The organism is Bacillus sp. SCT118, from assembly GCF_058566435.1.
Map to the genome: position 1 here is coordinate 2,466,079 of NZ_CP191225.1, position 15,828 is coordinate 2,481,906.

Sequence of the window (15,828 nt, forward strand, 5' to 3'; positions counted from 1 at the left end):
ACGCTGTTCCCCTTCTTGCTTCATAAGTATAAAGCAAGCTCTGTGGGAAAGTCTGTCAATTAATGTTGAGAGGAAAATACAATTTTTCAGGGAAATCTGCTTAATTTGTCGAGGAATTGTAATGAGAGGATATATAAAAAAGCTGCCAATGACGGCAGCTTTTTTCCACTTAATTTTCTGTGTTGATATTAAGTTTTCCATTCGCAGTTTTTCTTGTTTCATTTCCATAATCATCTCGTACGATCACTTCTACTTTTGCTCCTTTTGCTTTAATAGAAGAAGTGGCTGTCCAATAGCCTTCATATCTTCCCGGAGAAATTTCTCTTAACGGGAGTTCGGTGGCGTTTTGCACACTCGCTCTTGCATTTGTCAGCGGCATACGAATGATAAACGTTGCATCTAAATCCTCAGCACTTGAGAAAGCGATTTTCACAGATTCACCGGCTTTTAAGTTTTTATCCTCTCCCGGAATTAGGCCGGAAATGATAGGCTTGTCAAAGTTGACATCAATGACAGCCTTTTTCGTCGTTTTGTTGCCTGCTAAGTCTGTAGCAATCACCTTGATTTCATTGCTTCCATTCTCCAAAAGAATACGGGCTGAGTATGAACCATCAGTTATTGTTGCTTTTTTGCCATTCACCTTGACGTCTTTCAGATTGTCATCGGATACAGCCCCTTTGACAGTCAGCGTTTCTTTATTTGTTTTCTCGCCATCCTTTGGATTGTCCAGTGTTAATTCAGGCTTTTCTTGATCAAGCGTGACCGTGATCGGGCTGGAGGCATCCGTTGTTCCGTTGTCAGTTGATGCAGTTGCCGTCAGCTCATTTTCACCCTTGTTGAGTGTGATGCCTGCATGGAACGTGCCATCCGCAGCAGCTTTCGTTTCTCCTGCTTCTTTCTCTCTATTATAAATGTGTACCGTTGTACCAGGAGAAGCTTTTCCTTTTACAGTGACGCTATCCTTATTTGTGTATGATTTGTCTGTCGGTGAAGTAATCTCAGGTACAGCAGCTTCATAATTAACTAATGCGCGAATCATATAGTTGCCGTCTGCTTCGTCACCCGGCTCCCATTGTCCACCTATATACTGCCAGTTGCGGCCGGAATTCTTGCCGGTTTCATCCATTGCCAGTCCAGGTGAATACGGATCAGGTTTCGACTGGATATACACGAGATAAAAGTCTCTTTCGACCATAATCCCTTTTGAACTGAGATCTACTTTAGTCCACTCGCCATTGCGAAGAGCTTCCGCGTTAAATGGCCCTGCAATTTTCTTGCCCGGTGCTCCGTCTTTTCCTGTAGCATCGTATACCTCAACCTTAAACTCTGTGCCGCCGGGATCAGGGAACTCTGTATCCCAGAATCTGAACAGCCCTCCTGTAAGCATGCCTTTGTCCTTGCCGTCAGCGAGCGTCATTTTGACCGCCCATCCGTTACCGGCAGCAAAATAGGAATTGGCATTCTCCGCCGTTCCGTCATCATATGCAATTTCACCCGGATAACCGACGAAAGGCTTCAATGCAGTTTCTTTTGTCACATCACCTTTTAACTCAACGGAAAATTCATCACTGTAATAACCCGGTGCAGCGACTTTAATCGTATAAGCGCCTTCATAGGCTTCAAGCGTATATTCGCCTTTGTCGTTTGTCATAGCCGGTTCCACCGCAGCATCCTCTACAACATAAACGGAAGCGCCTTTTACCGGCTCTCCTGTCGTTTTATTGATGACCGTGCCTTTTAATGTGCCCTTCTTCATCTCTTCTAACGTAAAATTAGCTTGTGTCGTCTGATCCGTCTTTAAAGATACTTTTTGTGTTTTCGACTGATAACCATATGCTTCTGCCATAAGCGTATAGTCTCCCGCTTTGTGCTTCAGCGTGTACTGCCCTGTGGATTGATCTGAATATGTTGATTTTCCTGTTTCCACTACACTGACTTGTGCCCTGAGCGGCAAAACTTGAGGCTGTATAGCCTTGTTCTGATGTTTTACCGCTGTGTTTGCAGATGGCTTAGCCTTTTTCGGATTTACTGGCTTTTTCTTTTGCTTTCCAGACTGCTTTTCGACGCCTAGCTTATTCTTTTTGACTGTTTTTCCGGCTGATTTGTCAGAAAGCACTACATCATCAATGTACCAGCCCTCTTTGTTAATACTTTCATCTGATTGAAGGTTAAACATCACTTGAATGTTTTGACCTTTATAAGCCGATAAATCAATTTCTTCGTCCGTCCAGCTTGATGTCTTTCCATTATAGACACCAGCCTGCTCCCAATTCTTTTCACCCTCAGGCAAAACAAAAACGTAGCCGTAATCAAAATCATCCTCTAAATTGTGCCAGCTTTTAAACTGAAGGAACAGACTTCCTGAATCAGGTACTTTAACAGGAGGCATAACAAGGTTCATGTTTGCTGAGTTGGCATAATTTCCTGTCAAATTCGTTCCATATACTTTTTCTCCGGATGCTGCTGTATTTGGGCCAGTTGACGGAACTCCCCATTCCCAGTTATTATTTGTTCCGCTCGCAACCCAGCCGCCGGGTGCAGTTTCAAAGTCCTGCTTATATCCCACCGTGATGCTTGGTTTCACTGTTACATCGTATACGTCAGACGAAACGACATGACCGCCAAAATCGTGAATCATCCACTTATAGCTTAGTTTAGTTCCTTTTATGTCTGGGATCTCTGCCTGATACGTTCCTTTTAGATGATCACCGCTGATTCGTTTAGCCGTTATTTCTGTCCATTCACCTTGATCAAGCTTGTAGGACAGCTTTACAGATGTCACACTCACATTGTCTTCAGCTGTCAAAGTCAATGGCAGGCTGCCACCTTCATAAGCTTCAGTTACTTTCTCATGCTGATAGACAGGAGGCTCTTGGTCATCCCCCTCTACAGAAACTTGTCCTTCCGCTTTCCCTAAACCATCTGTAACAGCGGATACAGCATCAAAAGCATTCACCAGACCATGGCCATATCCGTTATTCGGTGAATCAGGAAATGTTGAATCCGTGAGCGGTTCAGCCGTGCTGGTTAATATATCCTCCATCTCATCAACAGAAAGTGAGGCATTCGCCTGTTTTAGCAGTGCAGCAACAGCGGATACATGCGGCCCTGCCATTGATGTGCCGTCCCATCCATCCTCATATGTCTGACCGGGAACGGATGAACGAATATTAACGCCCGGTGCAGATATTTCCGGCTTTATTTCATCGTATGGAGATGGCCCTTGAAGAGAAAAGTCAGCGAGCTTTTTATTGATATCAGTCGCTCCAGTTGCAAACGATTCCGGATAGTTTGCCGGATTTGCGATAGAACCAGGCCCGCCGGGAATAAAGAGATCCGTATTCCCCGCTGAAAACTCAGGGAAAATATCGGCCGCACGCCAGGCATTGACCATGTCTCTGTACCATTCATCAAGTCCAGAGCCCCCTCCCCATGAGTTATTGACAACATCAGGAGCCATTTCCGGGTGGGGATTTCCTTCCGCGTCCTTTGGTGCTAAAACCCATTCACCAGCTTCCAAAATGTCAGCATCAGTGCCGCCATCTTCAGAGAACGCTTTAACAGCAATCCATTTTGCGCCAGGCGCTACACCGATTTGATTTGTTCCATCAGGTTCAGAGCCCACCATCGTGCCTGTCACATGGGTTCCATGAGCCAAATCATCATAAGGACTTGCCTCGCCTGCTACGGCATCATACCAGTTCATTTCATTTTCAGGCTCATTAGGATTTTCCGGATTATATCCGCGATATTTCTCTTTTAATGCCGGATGATTCCATTCCACACCTGTATCAATGGACGCAACAACCGTGCCAGTTCCATCATATCCAAGTGCCCAAGCTTTTGGGGCATCGATTTGGTCTACATTCCATTCCACACCGTCAGTTGCTTTAACAGCTTTCTGTGCTTTTTTCATATTAAATGGGGAGGATGACTTAAAAAGCTGCCGTTTCTCATTAGGAAGCACCTTTTCCACTTCGGGAAACTGCGCCACTTTTTCCATAACCTCTTTTGAGGCATGAACAGCAATCCCGTTCACCACATAATAAGAATGAATTTGGTCTGCATTTCCTTTATCTTTCTGGGTGTTCAAGTATTTTAGGACATCTTGCTGGGATTCATCGGCTGTGACTTTTAAAGATGACACAACAGCAGAACGCTTTTGATATTCCGTCTTAGCGGCAGACAGCTTCTTCGATTTCGCTTTTTTAACAGCCGCTTTTGCCGCTTTTTCTGTGTTAGCCTGATCTTTAAATTTAATCAGAAAAGTCGTTTTTTCTTTCTTTTTAAAGCTTTTCTTTAATGAATTCGAAATCTTGTTTTGAATGGATTCCGCAGATTGAAGCTCCTTTTTAACAGAAGGTGAGGTGACTTTACTGCTTGCCCCGGCTGCTCCCGGAAACAGCAGTGAACTGATGACAACTGTACTTAAAACAGAGCTGATGAGTCTGTTTTTCGTTTTTTTCTTCATTTTCATCCCCCTTTTTCAACATGCTTTTTAAAAAAAGTGTCGTCCCTCCTTTTAATAATGAATGGTTTGTCAGAACATCGCTGTATATTAACTGTAGACAATCTGAATTACAGATATTGTCGTTTCATGTCATTCAATTTCCATATATATGAAAATGATAAAAATGTCACAAAAATAAATAGGTCTAATTATCTGTTTTGTTACTAAGCGAAGGAAGCAATAGGGAAAAAGACTTTATAAGAAGGAAAGTGTGAAGAGAAAAACAAAAAAGGACAAAATCGAAAACGATTTTGTCCTTTACATTAGCCGCGTTTATTACGGTTTCTTAAGAATGTCGGGATGTCAAGCGTATCATCAGCCGGCTGTGAAGTATGACGGCTTACTGTGTTCTGCTGCTGAGGCTCCTCACGTTTTGGCTCACGCTTCGGAACACTTTGATTGTGTGTTTTGATGCTTTGATTTAAGCTTGGACGCTGAGGCTTCGTCACGTCCTTCTCTTGTTCGATAAAGCCGGTTGCAATCACTGTCACCACAATCTCATCTTTTAGATTTTCATTAATAACAGAACCGAAAATCATGTTTACGTCTTGATCAGACGCCGAAGCGACAATGTCTGCTGCTTCCTGAACCTCATATAGGCTGAGGTTTGTTCCTCCAGTGATGTTCATGAGGACGCCTTGCGCACCGTCAATGGCCGCTTCAAGAAGCGGGCTGGAAATTGCTTTTTTTGCTGCCTCTGCCGCGCGATTTTCCCCAGTAGCAATACCGATACCCATCAAAGCAGATCCTTTGTTTGACATGATTGTTTTCACATCAGCAAAGTCAAGGTTGATAAGACCAGGTGTGGCAATCAAGTCAGAAATACCTTGAACCCCTTGGCGAAGTACGTTATCCGCTTCACGGAATGCTTCAAGCATCGGTGTGTTTTTATCAACAATTTCAAGGATACGGTCGTTCGGGATCACGATCAGTGTATCCACCGCTTCTTTCATTGCCGAGATTCCGCCTGCAGCCTGAAGCTGTCTTTTGCGTCCTTCGAAGGTAAACGGTCTTGTCACAACGCCGACTGTTAATGCGCCTAAGTCTTTCGCGATTTGTGCGATAACCGGTGCGGCACCTGTTCCTGTTCCGCCGCCCATACCAGCTGTCACGAATACCATGTCAGCGCCTTTAAGTGCTTCTTCAATCTGCTCTTTGCTTTCTTCAGCGGCTTTTTTCCCGACTTCCGGATTCGCACCTGCTCCCAATCCTCTAGTCAGCTTTGCGCCGATTTGCATTTTCACTTCTGCTTTTGACAGGTTAAGAGCTTGAGCGTCCGTGTTTACCGCGATATACTCTACTCCTTGCACTTCATTTTCAATCATTCGGTTAACGGCGTTGTTACCGCCGCCTCCTACTCCGATTACTTTAATTGATGCTAAGCCGTCTATGTTTGTTTCGAACTCCAACATGCTAAATCCTCCTAATCTGCCGAATGACTATCTATCTATTCCCAAAACATGCTTAATAGTTTTTTCATTTTGCTCTGTTTATTATGTTCGGCTTGTGTTTTTTGTTTTCCTTTTGGCCGCTGCTGCACCTCATTTTGGTGATGATGCTGCTCTTGTTCCTCAGATGATGAGACTGCGATTTCCTGTATCGCTTCTTCAGGCATCTTAAAGCCTATTTTTCTGCCTTGGATTCTTGCATTCCGGCAGGCGAATTGGATCAGGCCCACTCCCGTCATATATTGAGGATCTCTTACACCGATATAATTCGGGCTTGCCACTCTGACATTGTTTTGCAGCACATCCTGTGCCAAAGACATGACACCCGGCATAGCTGCTTGTCCTCCTGTCAGCACGAAGCCTCCCGGCAGATCGGTAATTCCCATACTGCGAAGCTCTTCTGAAACAATTTCAAGAATTTCTTCTACTCTCGCTTCAATAATATTTGCTGCTTCTTGCTGTGTAAATGTTTGTTTTTGATTGGTGCCTATAACGGTTACCTCAAATATTTCATCTTCCGAGGCTTCGTCATAGTACGCATGTCCAAATTGCTTTTTCACGCGTTCTGCTTCTTCTGTTGACGTTCTCAATCCGATGGAGATATCTTTGGTGATATTTTCGCCCCCAAGAGGAATGACACGGGTAGAAGTGAGATGTCCGTTCTGGAATACGGCAATGGTTGTTGACCCTCCCCCTATATCAATGAGAGCCACACCAAGGCTTTTCTCGTCCTTTGATAATGCAGCAGAACCGGCTGCCAGCGGCTGAAGGCAAATATCAGTTATTTCAATACCAGCTCTTTCAACGCAGCGGAGTAAGTTATGTAAGATTGTTTTTGAACCGGTGATCAAGGTGCCCTCTACTTCTAAACGCACACCCAGCATTTTTTTCGGGTCGGTGATTTCATCTCTTCCATCTACGATAAACTGTTTAGGAATGACGTCGACAATCAGCTGTTCGTGCGGTACTGAAACAACCTGTGCCGCCTCCATGACACGGCGTACATCTTCAACCTGAATTTCTTTATTTTCACTGGAAACTGCTACAACACCGTTTGTATCTTGAATATTGATATAATTTCCATTAACGCCGACAATAGCTTTTCTAAGCGGAAAACCTACCATTCTTTCAGCTTGGTCAAACGCTTTTCTTATAGAATGAACGGTCTCATCTATATCAACGATTGAGCCTTTTTTCAACCCTTCAGACGGTACATTTCCCACACCGATAATATTAAGGGAATCATCTGTCATTTCTCCGACGATCACTTTTGTATTGGACGTACCGATGTCAAGACTGACGTAAAGTTCATTGTTGTTCATTCTATGGCACCTCCTCACATTTCGATCATTTCTATTCTATTATTTGCGGAACAACAATACAATGAATGTGGCTTTACAAGTGTGTAACAAAAAATAACAACAGAATATTTTTATGTGCTTTTCACATTTTATGTTTATTGAAAATATTCGTTATATCCTATGTATATCCTCTTTTATATCACATTTTTTTTATTTTTTTTAGAAAGAGTCCACTTTGTTAGTAGATTTCTTCTGATAACGGCTATATTCTGAAATAATCTGACTCCAAATGCGAATATACCTGCTAAATACAAGTCTACACCAAGATGGACTCCCAGAAAAGCTAAACTTATTGCCAATATAATATTAAAAAAGAAACCGGAAACAAATACCATTTCATCATATGTACCTTGTAAATGCGCCCTGATTCCGCCGATTAATGTATCAAGTGCGGCAAGCACCGCAAGCGATAAATAGTTTGAGTATTCACTCGGTATCGTTAAGTTTGTCATTAGTCCAATCGCTATTCCGAGCACCAGTCCCAACACGGGCAGCCACATGACAATTCTCCTCCTTTTCAGTCTTTAAGCAGTTTCAGCTGTTGTACGTCCAGTGGTCTGTCATATGCTTTTAATGTTAGTTTGCTTTCAGATTTACCGGCTTTTAATGCTAAATTTTCAGATGCAAAAAGATCCTCGAGGCCTGACCCCTTCACTCTGCTGTGTAACATGTCCGGATCTTTGGCAAGCACTTTTACTGTTAAAGGATAATCGTCAAGGGCGTATCCGTCTATTTTTGTAGTGCCGTTTATATCTCTGATGACTGTATGATTCACAACTCTTCGCTCGTTAATCGAGATATGCTCTGCACCGTAGGAGTTGAGTTCATTAATCAGCTTTTTCAGCAAATCCGGAGGCGGATTTTCGATCGGCTCTCCTGTTAAGCTTTCAGAAAAAAGCGGGGAAATCGTAATGACAATTCCGCTACCTGTTATATCGGTCATGCCGGCTGTTTTTTTTAAGGATTGCAAGGTATTATTTAGCGCGGTTTCTTTTGTCATTTCTTTCGTTTGCGAATAGCTATTCAGCAGTTTGTCATATTTGTTTATTTCAGCCAGCAGCTTTTCCTGCTTCTTCTGCTCTGATGTCAGCTCTTCCCTAATATCCCACATATCTCTTGTATCCCGGACTTTGGGGTGCTTTAACGAATTAAACTGAACAGATATCATCAGGCCGAAGATGACCATAAGCACACTGATGCTTATGAAGGAACGCTTTATTTTCAATCTATTTCACCCGCTTTTTCAGTCATTCCTTCGTTTTCAGAATCGGTTTCATTTGTACGTTTTTCTCTTTTTCTGCCGACACAGAAATATGATCCATTGACAGCTGATCAATTAGGCCTCCTGCGATATTTAACGAGGGCAGCAGGACATCTGGATCTCCAATAGCGGATACCGTAAACGGAGCGGGATGCTGCACCCCGTCTACTGTTACCACAGGACCATTGCATTTGATATACGAATCATGCGTCAAACGCTGTCCATTAACGGCGACAGCTGCCGCTCCTGAGATATACAGTTCGTTTACTACTTGGAAGATATGGCTTTCGTGAACGATGTAACTATTCACATTCTCCCCTTCCGGTATGTATGACGCATCTTCCAATGTCACCTCAACGCCTTCTCCCTGCACACCGACTTCCCCAATATACATCCTGTATTTTTCTGTATCTTCGAGGACATTATAGTATTCCGACTTCTCTTTCTTCAGCTTATTTTCCGCCTGGCGGACTTTGTTTTGCTTTTGATATAATTCTTTTTCAAGCTTCTTATTTTCTTTCTCTTGTTTCAGAAGTTCATCTCTCAGCGCATATTCTTTTTTCCACTCTTCCGTCTCAGCCGCGCTTTTGTTGTTTTCTTTTGTCATTTGAAAAGAAAATGAAATCAAAAAGCCTGCGATAAGCATAATCAAGGAAAGAAGGACTGCTGATTTGCCCCTCAATTTTCATCTTCCTTTTTAGCAGCTTTATCGTTTTTCCCAAACTCTTCAAAATAGGTGGCAACTTCTAAATGAATGATTCCTTTTTTATTGCTGCTTAGCTGAGAAATGATAGAAGGATACGTCTTCATTCGGTCTGCAAACGTTTTAATAGATGCAGTGACAACATAACCATCGTTCATGTACAACTTAATACGGTTTTCATCCATTTTTACAGGCGTATAATAAATTTCTGAAATCGACTGTTTTAACGAATTTGACAACGCATCGAGCTGCTTGGCCATTTGAGACCGCTTCTTCGCGTTTGTCCAATTCACTAAAATCGGTCCGGCATCATCCGGCGTTACTTCGTTTGGCAGAACTGAGCCGTTTTCAAGCACTTCATAGTACACATCGTCTTTTTCTAAATAAGCAATCGCTTTATATTCTTCGATTGCAATGTTGATTTTATTAGGAAGCGATTTGCTGATCTCCGCTTTTTTCACTAATTTATTTTGCTGAATCTTCTTTTCTGTTTTTTGCTTGTCCAAACTCCAAAACTCAGTATCTCCGCTGTTAATATCGGAAAGGTCGATAATTTCCTTTTTTGATACATTTTCATTCCCTGTAACAGAGATTGTTGATACTTTACTGATTGGTGTTTGCAGGTACACAATGATCAGCACCATAATAAAAAAGAGCATAATAAATGAAATGAGACGGCGGTTTGCCTTTTGTTTCCTCTGCTCTTTAATTTTAGGGATCCGCTCTTCAATGTTAACGATTTTTTCTCGGTCTTGACCCGGGTTCATTGCCTGTTCACCTCATTCAAATGAAACAGCTGTTAAAAGTCTGTCTATTCCAAAACAAACGGCATACTATGATGCCGTTTGTCGTTTGCTTACAGTATATCATATGAACAGCTTCAGTCAGAACTTGAATCAGCGATTTCCGCCGATGATTTCAACCTCTGTGTGCATATCAATCTCGTATTTTTCACGGATTGTCTTTTTCACATGGTCAATGAGATCAAGCACATCTTTTGCTGATGCTCCCCCCGCATTGACGATGAAGTTTCCGTGCATCTCCGATATCTTTGCACCGCCGATTTGATATCCTTTCAAGCCTGCTTTTTCTACAAGATTCCCGGCATGATTCGGAAGCGGATTTCTGAATATGCTTCCCGCACAAGGGCTTGAATACGGCTGTGTATTTTTTCTATAGTCTTTATTGCTTTGCATTTGCTGAACGATTGATTCCTTATCCTTCTGCTCCAGCTGCAAAACAGCTTCAAGGCAAACGCCCGGGCGTTTCTTTTGCAGTACAGATGTCCTGTAGCTGAAATCCATCTGCTCATTTGTCAGCCACTCAATCGTTCCGTCTTCAAATAAAATATGGGCTTTGACGAGGATCTGGCTCATATCAGAACCGTGAGCGCCGGCATTCATATAAACCGCTCCGCCGACTGATCCTGGAATGCCGGCAGCAAATTCCAAACCGGACAGGCCTTTTTTGCTCAATGATGTAGCAAGGCGGACCACTGAATAACCGCCTCCGACTGTTACTTGCTCCCCTTCAAGCTCCAAGTGGTCAAGACCCGCACCCAGCTTGATTACTACGCCTCTAATTCCTTCATCTAAAACAAGAAGATTTGATCCGCGACCGATGACTGTCCACTTCACATCATATTTTTTAATCACGTCCATGATGTCTTTAACAGCATCTACACTGCTTGGAATGACCAATACATCCGCAGGTCCGCCGATTTTCATCGTTGTATGATTCGCGAGCGGTTCATTTGCAAGAACCTTGCCGACTTCGCGTTCTTTTAATTCCTGTATCACTTTCTCCATCGTAAACCTCCGCATTCCATTTGCTTTTCTATTATTTTTTTAATTCCTCGAGTACGCTGTATAAACGGGCAGCCGCGTCAGGAACACCGAGTGACTTTGTTCGTTCGCTCATTTCCTTTAACGTTTGCTCATTCAGTACAATCCGGTCTAGCGCTTCAATCAGCTTCTCCCCGCTGAGCTCTGTTTCTTTCAGTACAATCGCCGCATCATGCTGGCCGAGAGATCTCGCATTGACCTCCTGGTGATTCGCTGTCACATATGGACTCGGGATCAGAACACTTGGGATTCCGAGAGCAGTAATTTCGGCAATCGTTGTCGCACCGGCTCTGGCCACAATGACATCAATGGCCTTTAAATACTCAGGCATTTGATGAAGAAACGGTTTTGTGACCATATTATCAGCGGCACCCTTGCTTTTCAGCTCATTCATTACTTTTTCATAGTGAACTTCACCGGTGATATACAGCACTTGATAGTCTCTTGTTTTCAGCGCATCCTGCATGTCAATGACAGCGCGGTTAATCGGTGCAGCGCCTCGGCTACCGCCGAAAATTAAGACCGTTTTTTTGTCTTCAGAAAGCCCAAATTCAGCCATTGATCGTCCCGTCTTTATTGAGACGACTTCAGAGGCTCTCGGGTTTCCCGTAAATACAACTTTCTCGCTAGGAAAATGTGATTTCGCTTCTTCAAAACAAATCGCTACTTTATTAACATATTTTGAAAGAAACTTATTCGTGATGCCCGGCAGGCTGTTTTGTTCATGGACAATAGTCGGAATTCCCATTTTCGCAGCGGCATAGACAACCGGCCCGCATACATAACCGCCCGTTCCAATTACGGCATCGGGCTTAAATTCCGCTAAATACGATTTACTCTTTTTGACGCCCTTCAGAAAACGCATCACAGTCTTGACATTTTCAAATGACAATTTTCTTTTAAATCCTGTAATTTCAATTGAACGAAACGGTATATTCTCCCGCTCAACAATTTTTTTCTCCAGCCCGTTTTCTGTTCCGATATATAAAAATTCCACATTAGGATGACGTCTTTGCACTTCTTTAATAAAAGCAAGCGCAGGATAAATATGTCCCCCTGTACCGCCTCCGCTTATTGCAATTCGCATTTCTTTTCCCCCAGTCTAAGTTTCTCTATAACATAACGATAACCCTGTTTTGTTGGACAGGGTTATCGCATCAATTGTTTCCAAGCTTCATGTTAGACAGGAAGCTTGGACATACATTCGTTAATACCTCGAGTAGCGGCTTACATTCAGCAGCACACCAACTGCCATCAGCATTAGAGTCAATGAAGAGCCTCCGTAGCTCAAAAACGGGAGCGTGATGCCTGTTACAGGAATCAGGCCCGTGACTACGCCGATATTGATCATGACTTGAATGGCAATCATTGAAATAATGCCGACTGCGACAAAGCTTCCGTACAGATCAGGCGCACCAAGCGCAATTCTGATACCTCTCCACAGCAGGACGCTGAAGAGGAGCAAAATAAGTGTTCCCCCGATAAAGCCCAGCTCCTCTGACAAGATGGCGAAAATAAAGTCTGTTTGCGGCTCAGGCAGATAAAAGAACTTCTGTCTACTTTGTCCGAGCCCCATTCCGAACAACCCGCCGGGCCCCACTGCATAAAGCGATTGAATGATCTGAAATCCGCTTCCGAGCGGGTCTTCCCATGGATTTAAGTATGAGGTAATCCGCTTAATTCGATATGGGGCCGATAATACGAGCCCGACAAAACCGCTGAGGCCGATCAGCCCGAGAAAGACGAAATGAGCGATCCGCGCGCCGGCTACAAAAATCATGACAATACAAGTTCCGACCATAACTGTCCCCGTTCCGAGGTCAGGCTGGCACATGATAATCAAAAATGCTGAAAACACGATGCCAAGTGCGGGGACGAACCCCCGTCTGAACGATGTGATGTTTTTTTGTTTTTCAGAGAGAAATTTAGCAAGGAATGCAATCATCGCAAGCTTCATAAACTCTGAAGGCTGTATGCTGAATGCTCCGACTCCGATCCAGCTTCTTGAACCATTCCGCACCATTCCGACGCCCGGTATCAAAACAAGCACCAGAAGGAAAAAGCAGATAACCATCAGCAATTTGGACCATGTCCTCCAAGTCCAATAATCAACATTCATGATAAAAAACATAGCAATGACACCGATTCCCGCAAACAAAAGCTGCCGTTTCGCGAAAAAGAATGAGTCGTCAAATTTATAATCCGCCCATACCGCACTCGCACTGTACACCATAATTAATCCGATTGTTAATAATAATAACGTAATGATGACCAATAACAAATCAGGCGATGTTTTTTTAGTAGTCAAAGCAATCGACACCCCAAGCTTAAAGTCATTAGGGCTGCCGATTTACTTCAAGACAAGCCCTTACTTAAGCATATGCACGGCATCTATAAACATGTCACCGCGTTCTTCAAATGTTTTGAATTGATCCCAGCTCGCACACGCGGGTGACAGCAGGATGACATCTCCTTCATTTGAGATCGCAAACGCCGCAGATACTGCTTGTTCAACATTATCGACACGTTTGACATGTTGTATTCCCAGTTCATTGCCGAGTTTCTCGAGTTTTGGCGCCGTCTGGCCAAATGTAAGCACTGCTTTGACATGCTTCATATAAGGTTTCAAGTCATCAAAACCATTTCCGCGATCCAGTCCGCCCGCAAGCAGAATGACCGGCTTATCAAAAGCTGAAAGCGCCTTGCTTGTCGCCAGAATGTTTGTTGCTTTACTGTCGTTATAAAATTTGCGGCCATTCACAGTTGTGACATATTGGAGGCGGTGTTTCACACCAGTAAAGCTTGTCAGCACCTTTTTAACCGCCTCATTGGATGCTCCTGCCGTTTTCACAACTGCAATAGCTGCTAAAATGTTCTCCAGGTTATGAGCACCGGGCAGCACAACCTCTTCCAGAGGAAGAATGGCTTCGCCGTTAAACATAATCATACTGTCTTTTACATATGCGCCCTGTTCAAGCGTTTTGCTGACTGAAAATGGGACGATTTCGGCTTTTCCGGCTTCAGCAAGACGCACGACGGTTTCATCATCCTGGTTGACAATGGCTTTATCTGAAGCAGTCTGATGAAGGTACACTTTCTGTTTCGCTTTTTCATAGTTTTCGCGCGTATGGTGATAATCCAGATGGGCGTCAAATACATTTAAAATCAGGCTGATTTCCGGTCTGAAAGCGTGTGTTCCCATCAGCTGAAACGAAGACAGTTCAGTAACGATCCATTCATCTCCATCAGCATGATAGGCAACCTCACTTGCGACTGTGCCGATGTTTCCGGCAATCAGTGCTTTTTGCGAGTCAGCTTTGAGCATTTCGTAAATTAGCGTTGTTGTGGTCGTTTTACCGTTCGATCCGGTAATCCCGATAAACTTGGCGCTGGTCAGGTAGTAAGCGAGCTCAATTTCCGTCCAAACCGGAATGCCTCGTTTCTCCGCTTCCTGAACCATAATATTTTCATAAGGAATTCCCGGGTTTTTGATCAGAATCGTGATTTGATGCTGATCGAACAGAGAAACTGGATGCTCTCCGCAAACAACTTCGATTCCTTTTTCAGAAAGCTTTTGTGCCGGTTCATTTTCTTCAAAAGGCTTTTGATCATTGACTGCAACATAAATGCCTTTTTCATGAAGAATGGAGGCCGCCGCATATCCGCTTTTCGCAAGCCCAAGGATTAAAAAATGCTGTTTCTGTAAAAATTGATCATTTTCCACTTATAACCACACCTCGATGTAAATTCCTAAAACGGCAAGCAAAAGTCCCGCAGCCCAAAACGTCACGACTACTCTCCATTCAGACCAGCCGACAAGCTCATAATGGTGATGAAGCGGACTCATTTTAAAGATTCGTTTACCTGTCGTTTTAAAGCTGATGACCTGCAAAATAACGGATAATGTCTCGATAACGAATACACCGCCGATGATAACCAGCAGGATCTCTAATTTCGTTAAAATGGCAATGGTAACGATGGCTCCTCCCAATGCAAGCGATCCCGTATCTCCCATAAAAACTTTGGCCGGATGAGCATTAAATACAAGGAAGCCCAGAACTGCACCGACAACGGCAACTGAGAAAATCGCTACGTCATATTGAGACTGATTCCATGCCAGAATGGCAAAGGCGCCAAAGGCAATCGCCGCAGTACCGGATAATAACCCGTCAAGGCCGTCAGTCAGGTTAACTGCGTTTGATCCGCCGACAAGCATAAAGAGCACAAGGATAAAGTAAGCCCAGCCAAGATCAAATGATAAGTCAGTTCCAGGAATGCGAATATCCGTCGCAAAATTGTAGTAATGATACACAGCGTAAAATACAACTGCAATAATAATTTGTCCGATCAGCTTTTGCTTTGATGTCAACCCAAGATTGCGCTTCATGACAACCTTGATGTAATCATCTAAAAAGCCAAGCAAACCGTAGCCTAGCGTAACAAACAGAAGCAGCACCATTTCGGGGCTTATTTCTGAGAACTTCTGTGTCATCACAATTGTTGTCACTATGATAGAAAGTATGATCATGACCCCGCCCATTGTCGGTGTCCCTGATTTTTTCTGATGTGATTTCGGTCCTTCTTCTCTAATACTCTGGCCGAATTTTAATCTTCTTAAAAACGGAATAAGAATCGGAGAGAGCAGAACACTAATTAAAAACCCCATTAAAATTGTAAACAGAATGACTTGCTCAAGCATTG

The 15,828-nt window shown here is 43.4% G+C and carries 12 protein-coding genes; all 12 read right to left on the minus strand.

Annotated elements, in window-relative coordinates; translation table 11 throughout:
- Nucleotides 1-169: 169 nt before the first annotated feature.
- Entirely contained in the window at nucleotides 170-4,471 is a 4,302-nt protein-coding gene (locus ACQVGT_RS12500) for a bacillopeptidase F (RefSeq protein ID WP_015483205.1), read from the minus strand.
- A 302-nt stretch (nucleotides 4,472-4,773) separates the two neighbouring features.
- Nucleotides 4,774-5,922, minus strand: coding sequence for a cell division protein FtsZ (gene ftsZ, locus ACQVGT_RS12505; RefSeq protein ID WP_003232167.1), 1,149 nt, complete (start codon nucleotides 5,920-5,922; stop codon nucleotides 4,774-4,776).
- A 35-nt stretch (nucleotides 5,923-5,957) separates the two neighbouring features.
- Nucleotides 5,958-7,280 carry a cell division protein FtsA gene (ftsA, locus tag ACQVGT_RS12510; RefSeq protein WP_015483204.1) on the minus strand — a complete coding sequence of 441 codons (1,323 nt, stop codon included), beginning with the start codon at nucleotides 7,278-7,280 and terminating at the stop codon, nucleotides 5,958-5,960.
- 173 nt (nucleotides 7,281-7,453) lie between these two features.
- On the minus strand, nucleotides 7,454-7,819 hold the full coding sequence (locus ACQVGT_RS12515) for a small basic family protein (protein ID WP_003238683.1): 366 nt from the start codon (nucleotides 7,817-7,819) through the stop codon (nucleotides 7,454-7,456).
- Between the two features lie 17 nt (nucleotides 7,820-7,836).
- Nucleotides 7,837-8,544, minus strand: a complete 708-nt coding sequence (locus ACQVGT_RS12520) for a DUF881 domain-containing protein (RefSeq protein WP_009967184.1) — start codon at nucleotides 8,542-8,544, stop codon at nucleotides 7,837-7,839.
- A 22-nt stretch (nucleotides 8,545-8,566) separates the two neighbouring features.
- Nucleotides 8,567-9,262 (minus strand): DUF881 domain-containing protein, encoded by a 696-nt coding sequence (locus ACQVGT_RS12525; protein ID WP_015483203.1) that lies wholly within the window; start codon nucleotides 9,260-9,262, stop codon nucleotides 8,567-8,569.
- Nucleotides 9,259-10,050, minus strand: a complete 792-nt coding sequence (gene divIB, locus ACQVGT_RS12530; RefSeq protein ID WP_003232178.1) for a cell division protein DivIB — start codon at nucleotides 10,048-10,050, stop codon at nucleotides 9,259-9,261. The genes ACQVGT_RS12525 and divIB overlap by 4 nt, the downstream gene beginning before the upstream one ends.
- A gap of 129 nt (nucleotides 10,051-10,179) precedes the next feature.
- Complete coding sequence (murB, locus tag ACQVGT_RS12535) at nucleotides 10,180-11,091, minus strand: UDP-N-acetylmuramate dehydrogenase (protein WP_015383603.1); 912 nt, start codon at nucleotides 11,089-11,091, stop codon at nucleotides 10,180-10,182.
- 31 nt (nucleotides 11,092-11,122) lie between these two features.
- A complete protein-coding gene (gene murG, locus ACQVGT_RS12540) occupies nucleotides 11,123-12,214 on the minus strand; it encodes an undecaprenyldiphospho-muramoylpentapeptide beta-N-acetylglucosaminyltransferase (protein ID WP_015383602.1) in 1,092 nt (363 codons plus the stop codon).
- Between the two features lie 120 nt (nucleotides 12,215-12,334).
- A complete protein-coding gene (gene spoVE / locus ACQVGT_RS12545; RefSeq protein ID WP_003244810.1) occupies nucleotides 12,335-13,435 on the minus strand; it encodes a stage V sporulation protein E in 1,101 nt (366 codons plus the stop codon).
- Nucleotides 13,436-13,495: 60 nt separating this feature from the next.
- Nucleotides 13,496-14,851 carry a UDP-N-acetylmuramoyl-L-alanine--D-glutamate ligase gene (murD, locus tag ACQVGT_RS12550; protein WP_015383601.1) on the minus strand — a complete coding sequence of 452 codons (1,356 nt, stop codon included), beginning with the start codon at nucleotides 14,849-14,851 and terminating at the stop codon, nucleotides 13,496-13,498.
- Nucleotides 14,852-15,826, minus strand: a complete 975-nt coding sequence (mraY, locus tag ACQVGT_RS12555) for a phospho-N-acetylmuramoyl-pentapeptide-transferase (RefSeq protein ID WP_003232192.1) — start codon at nucleotides 15,824-15,826, stop codon at nucleotides 14,852-14,854.
- Between the last annotated feature and the right edge of the window lie 2 nt (nucleotides 15,827-15,828).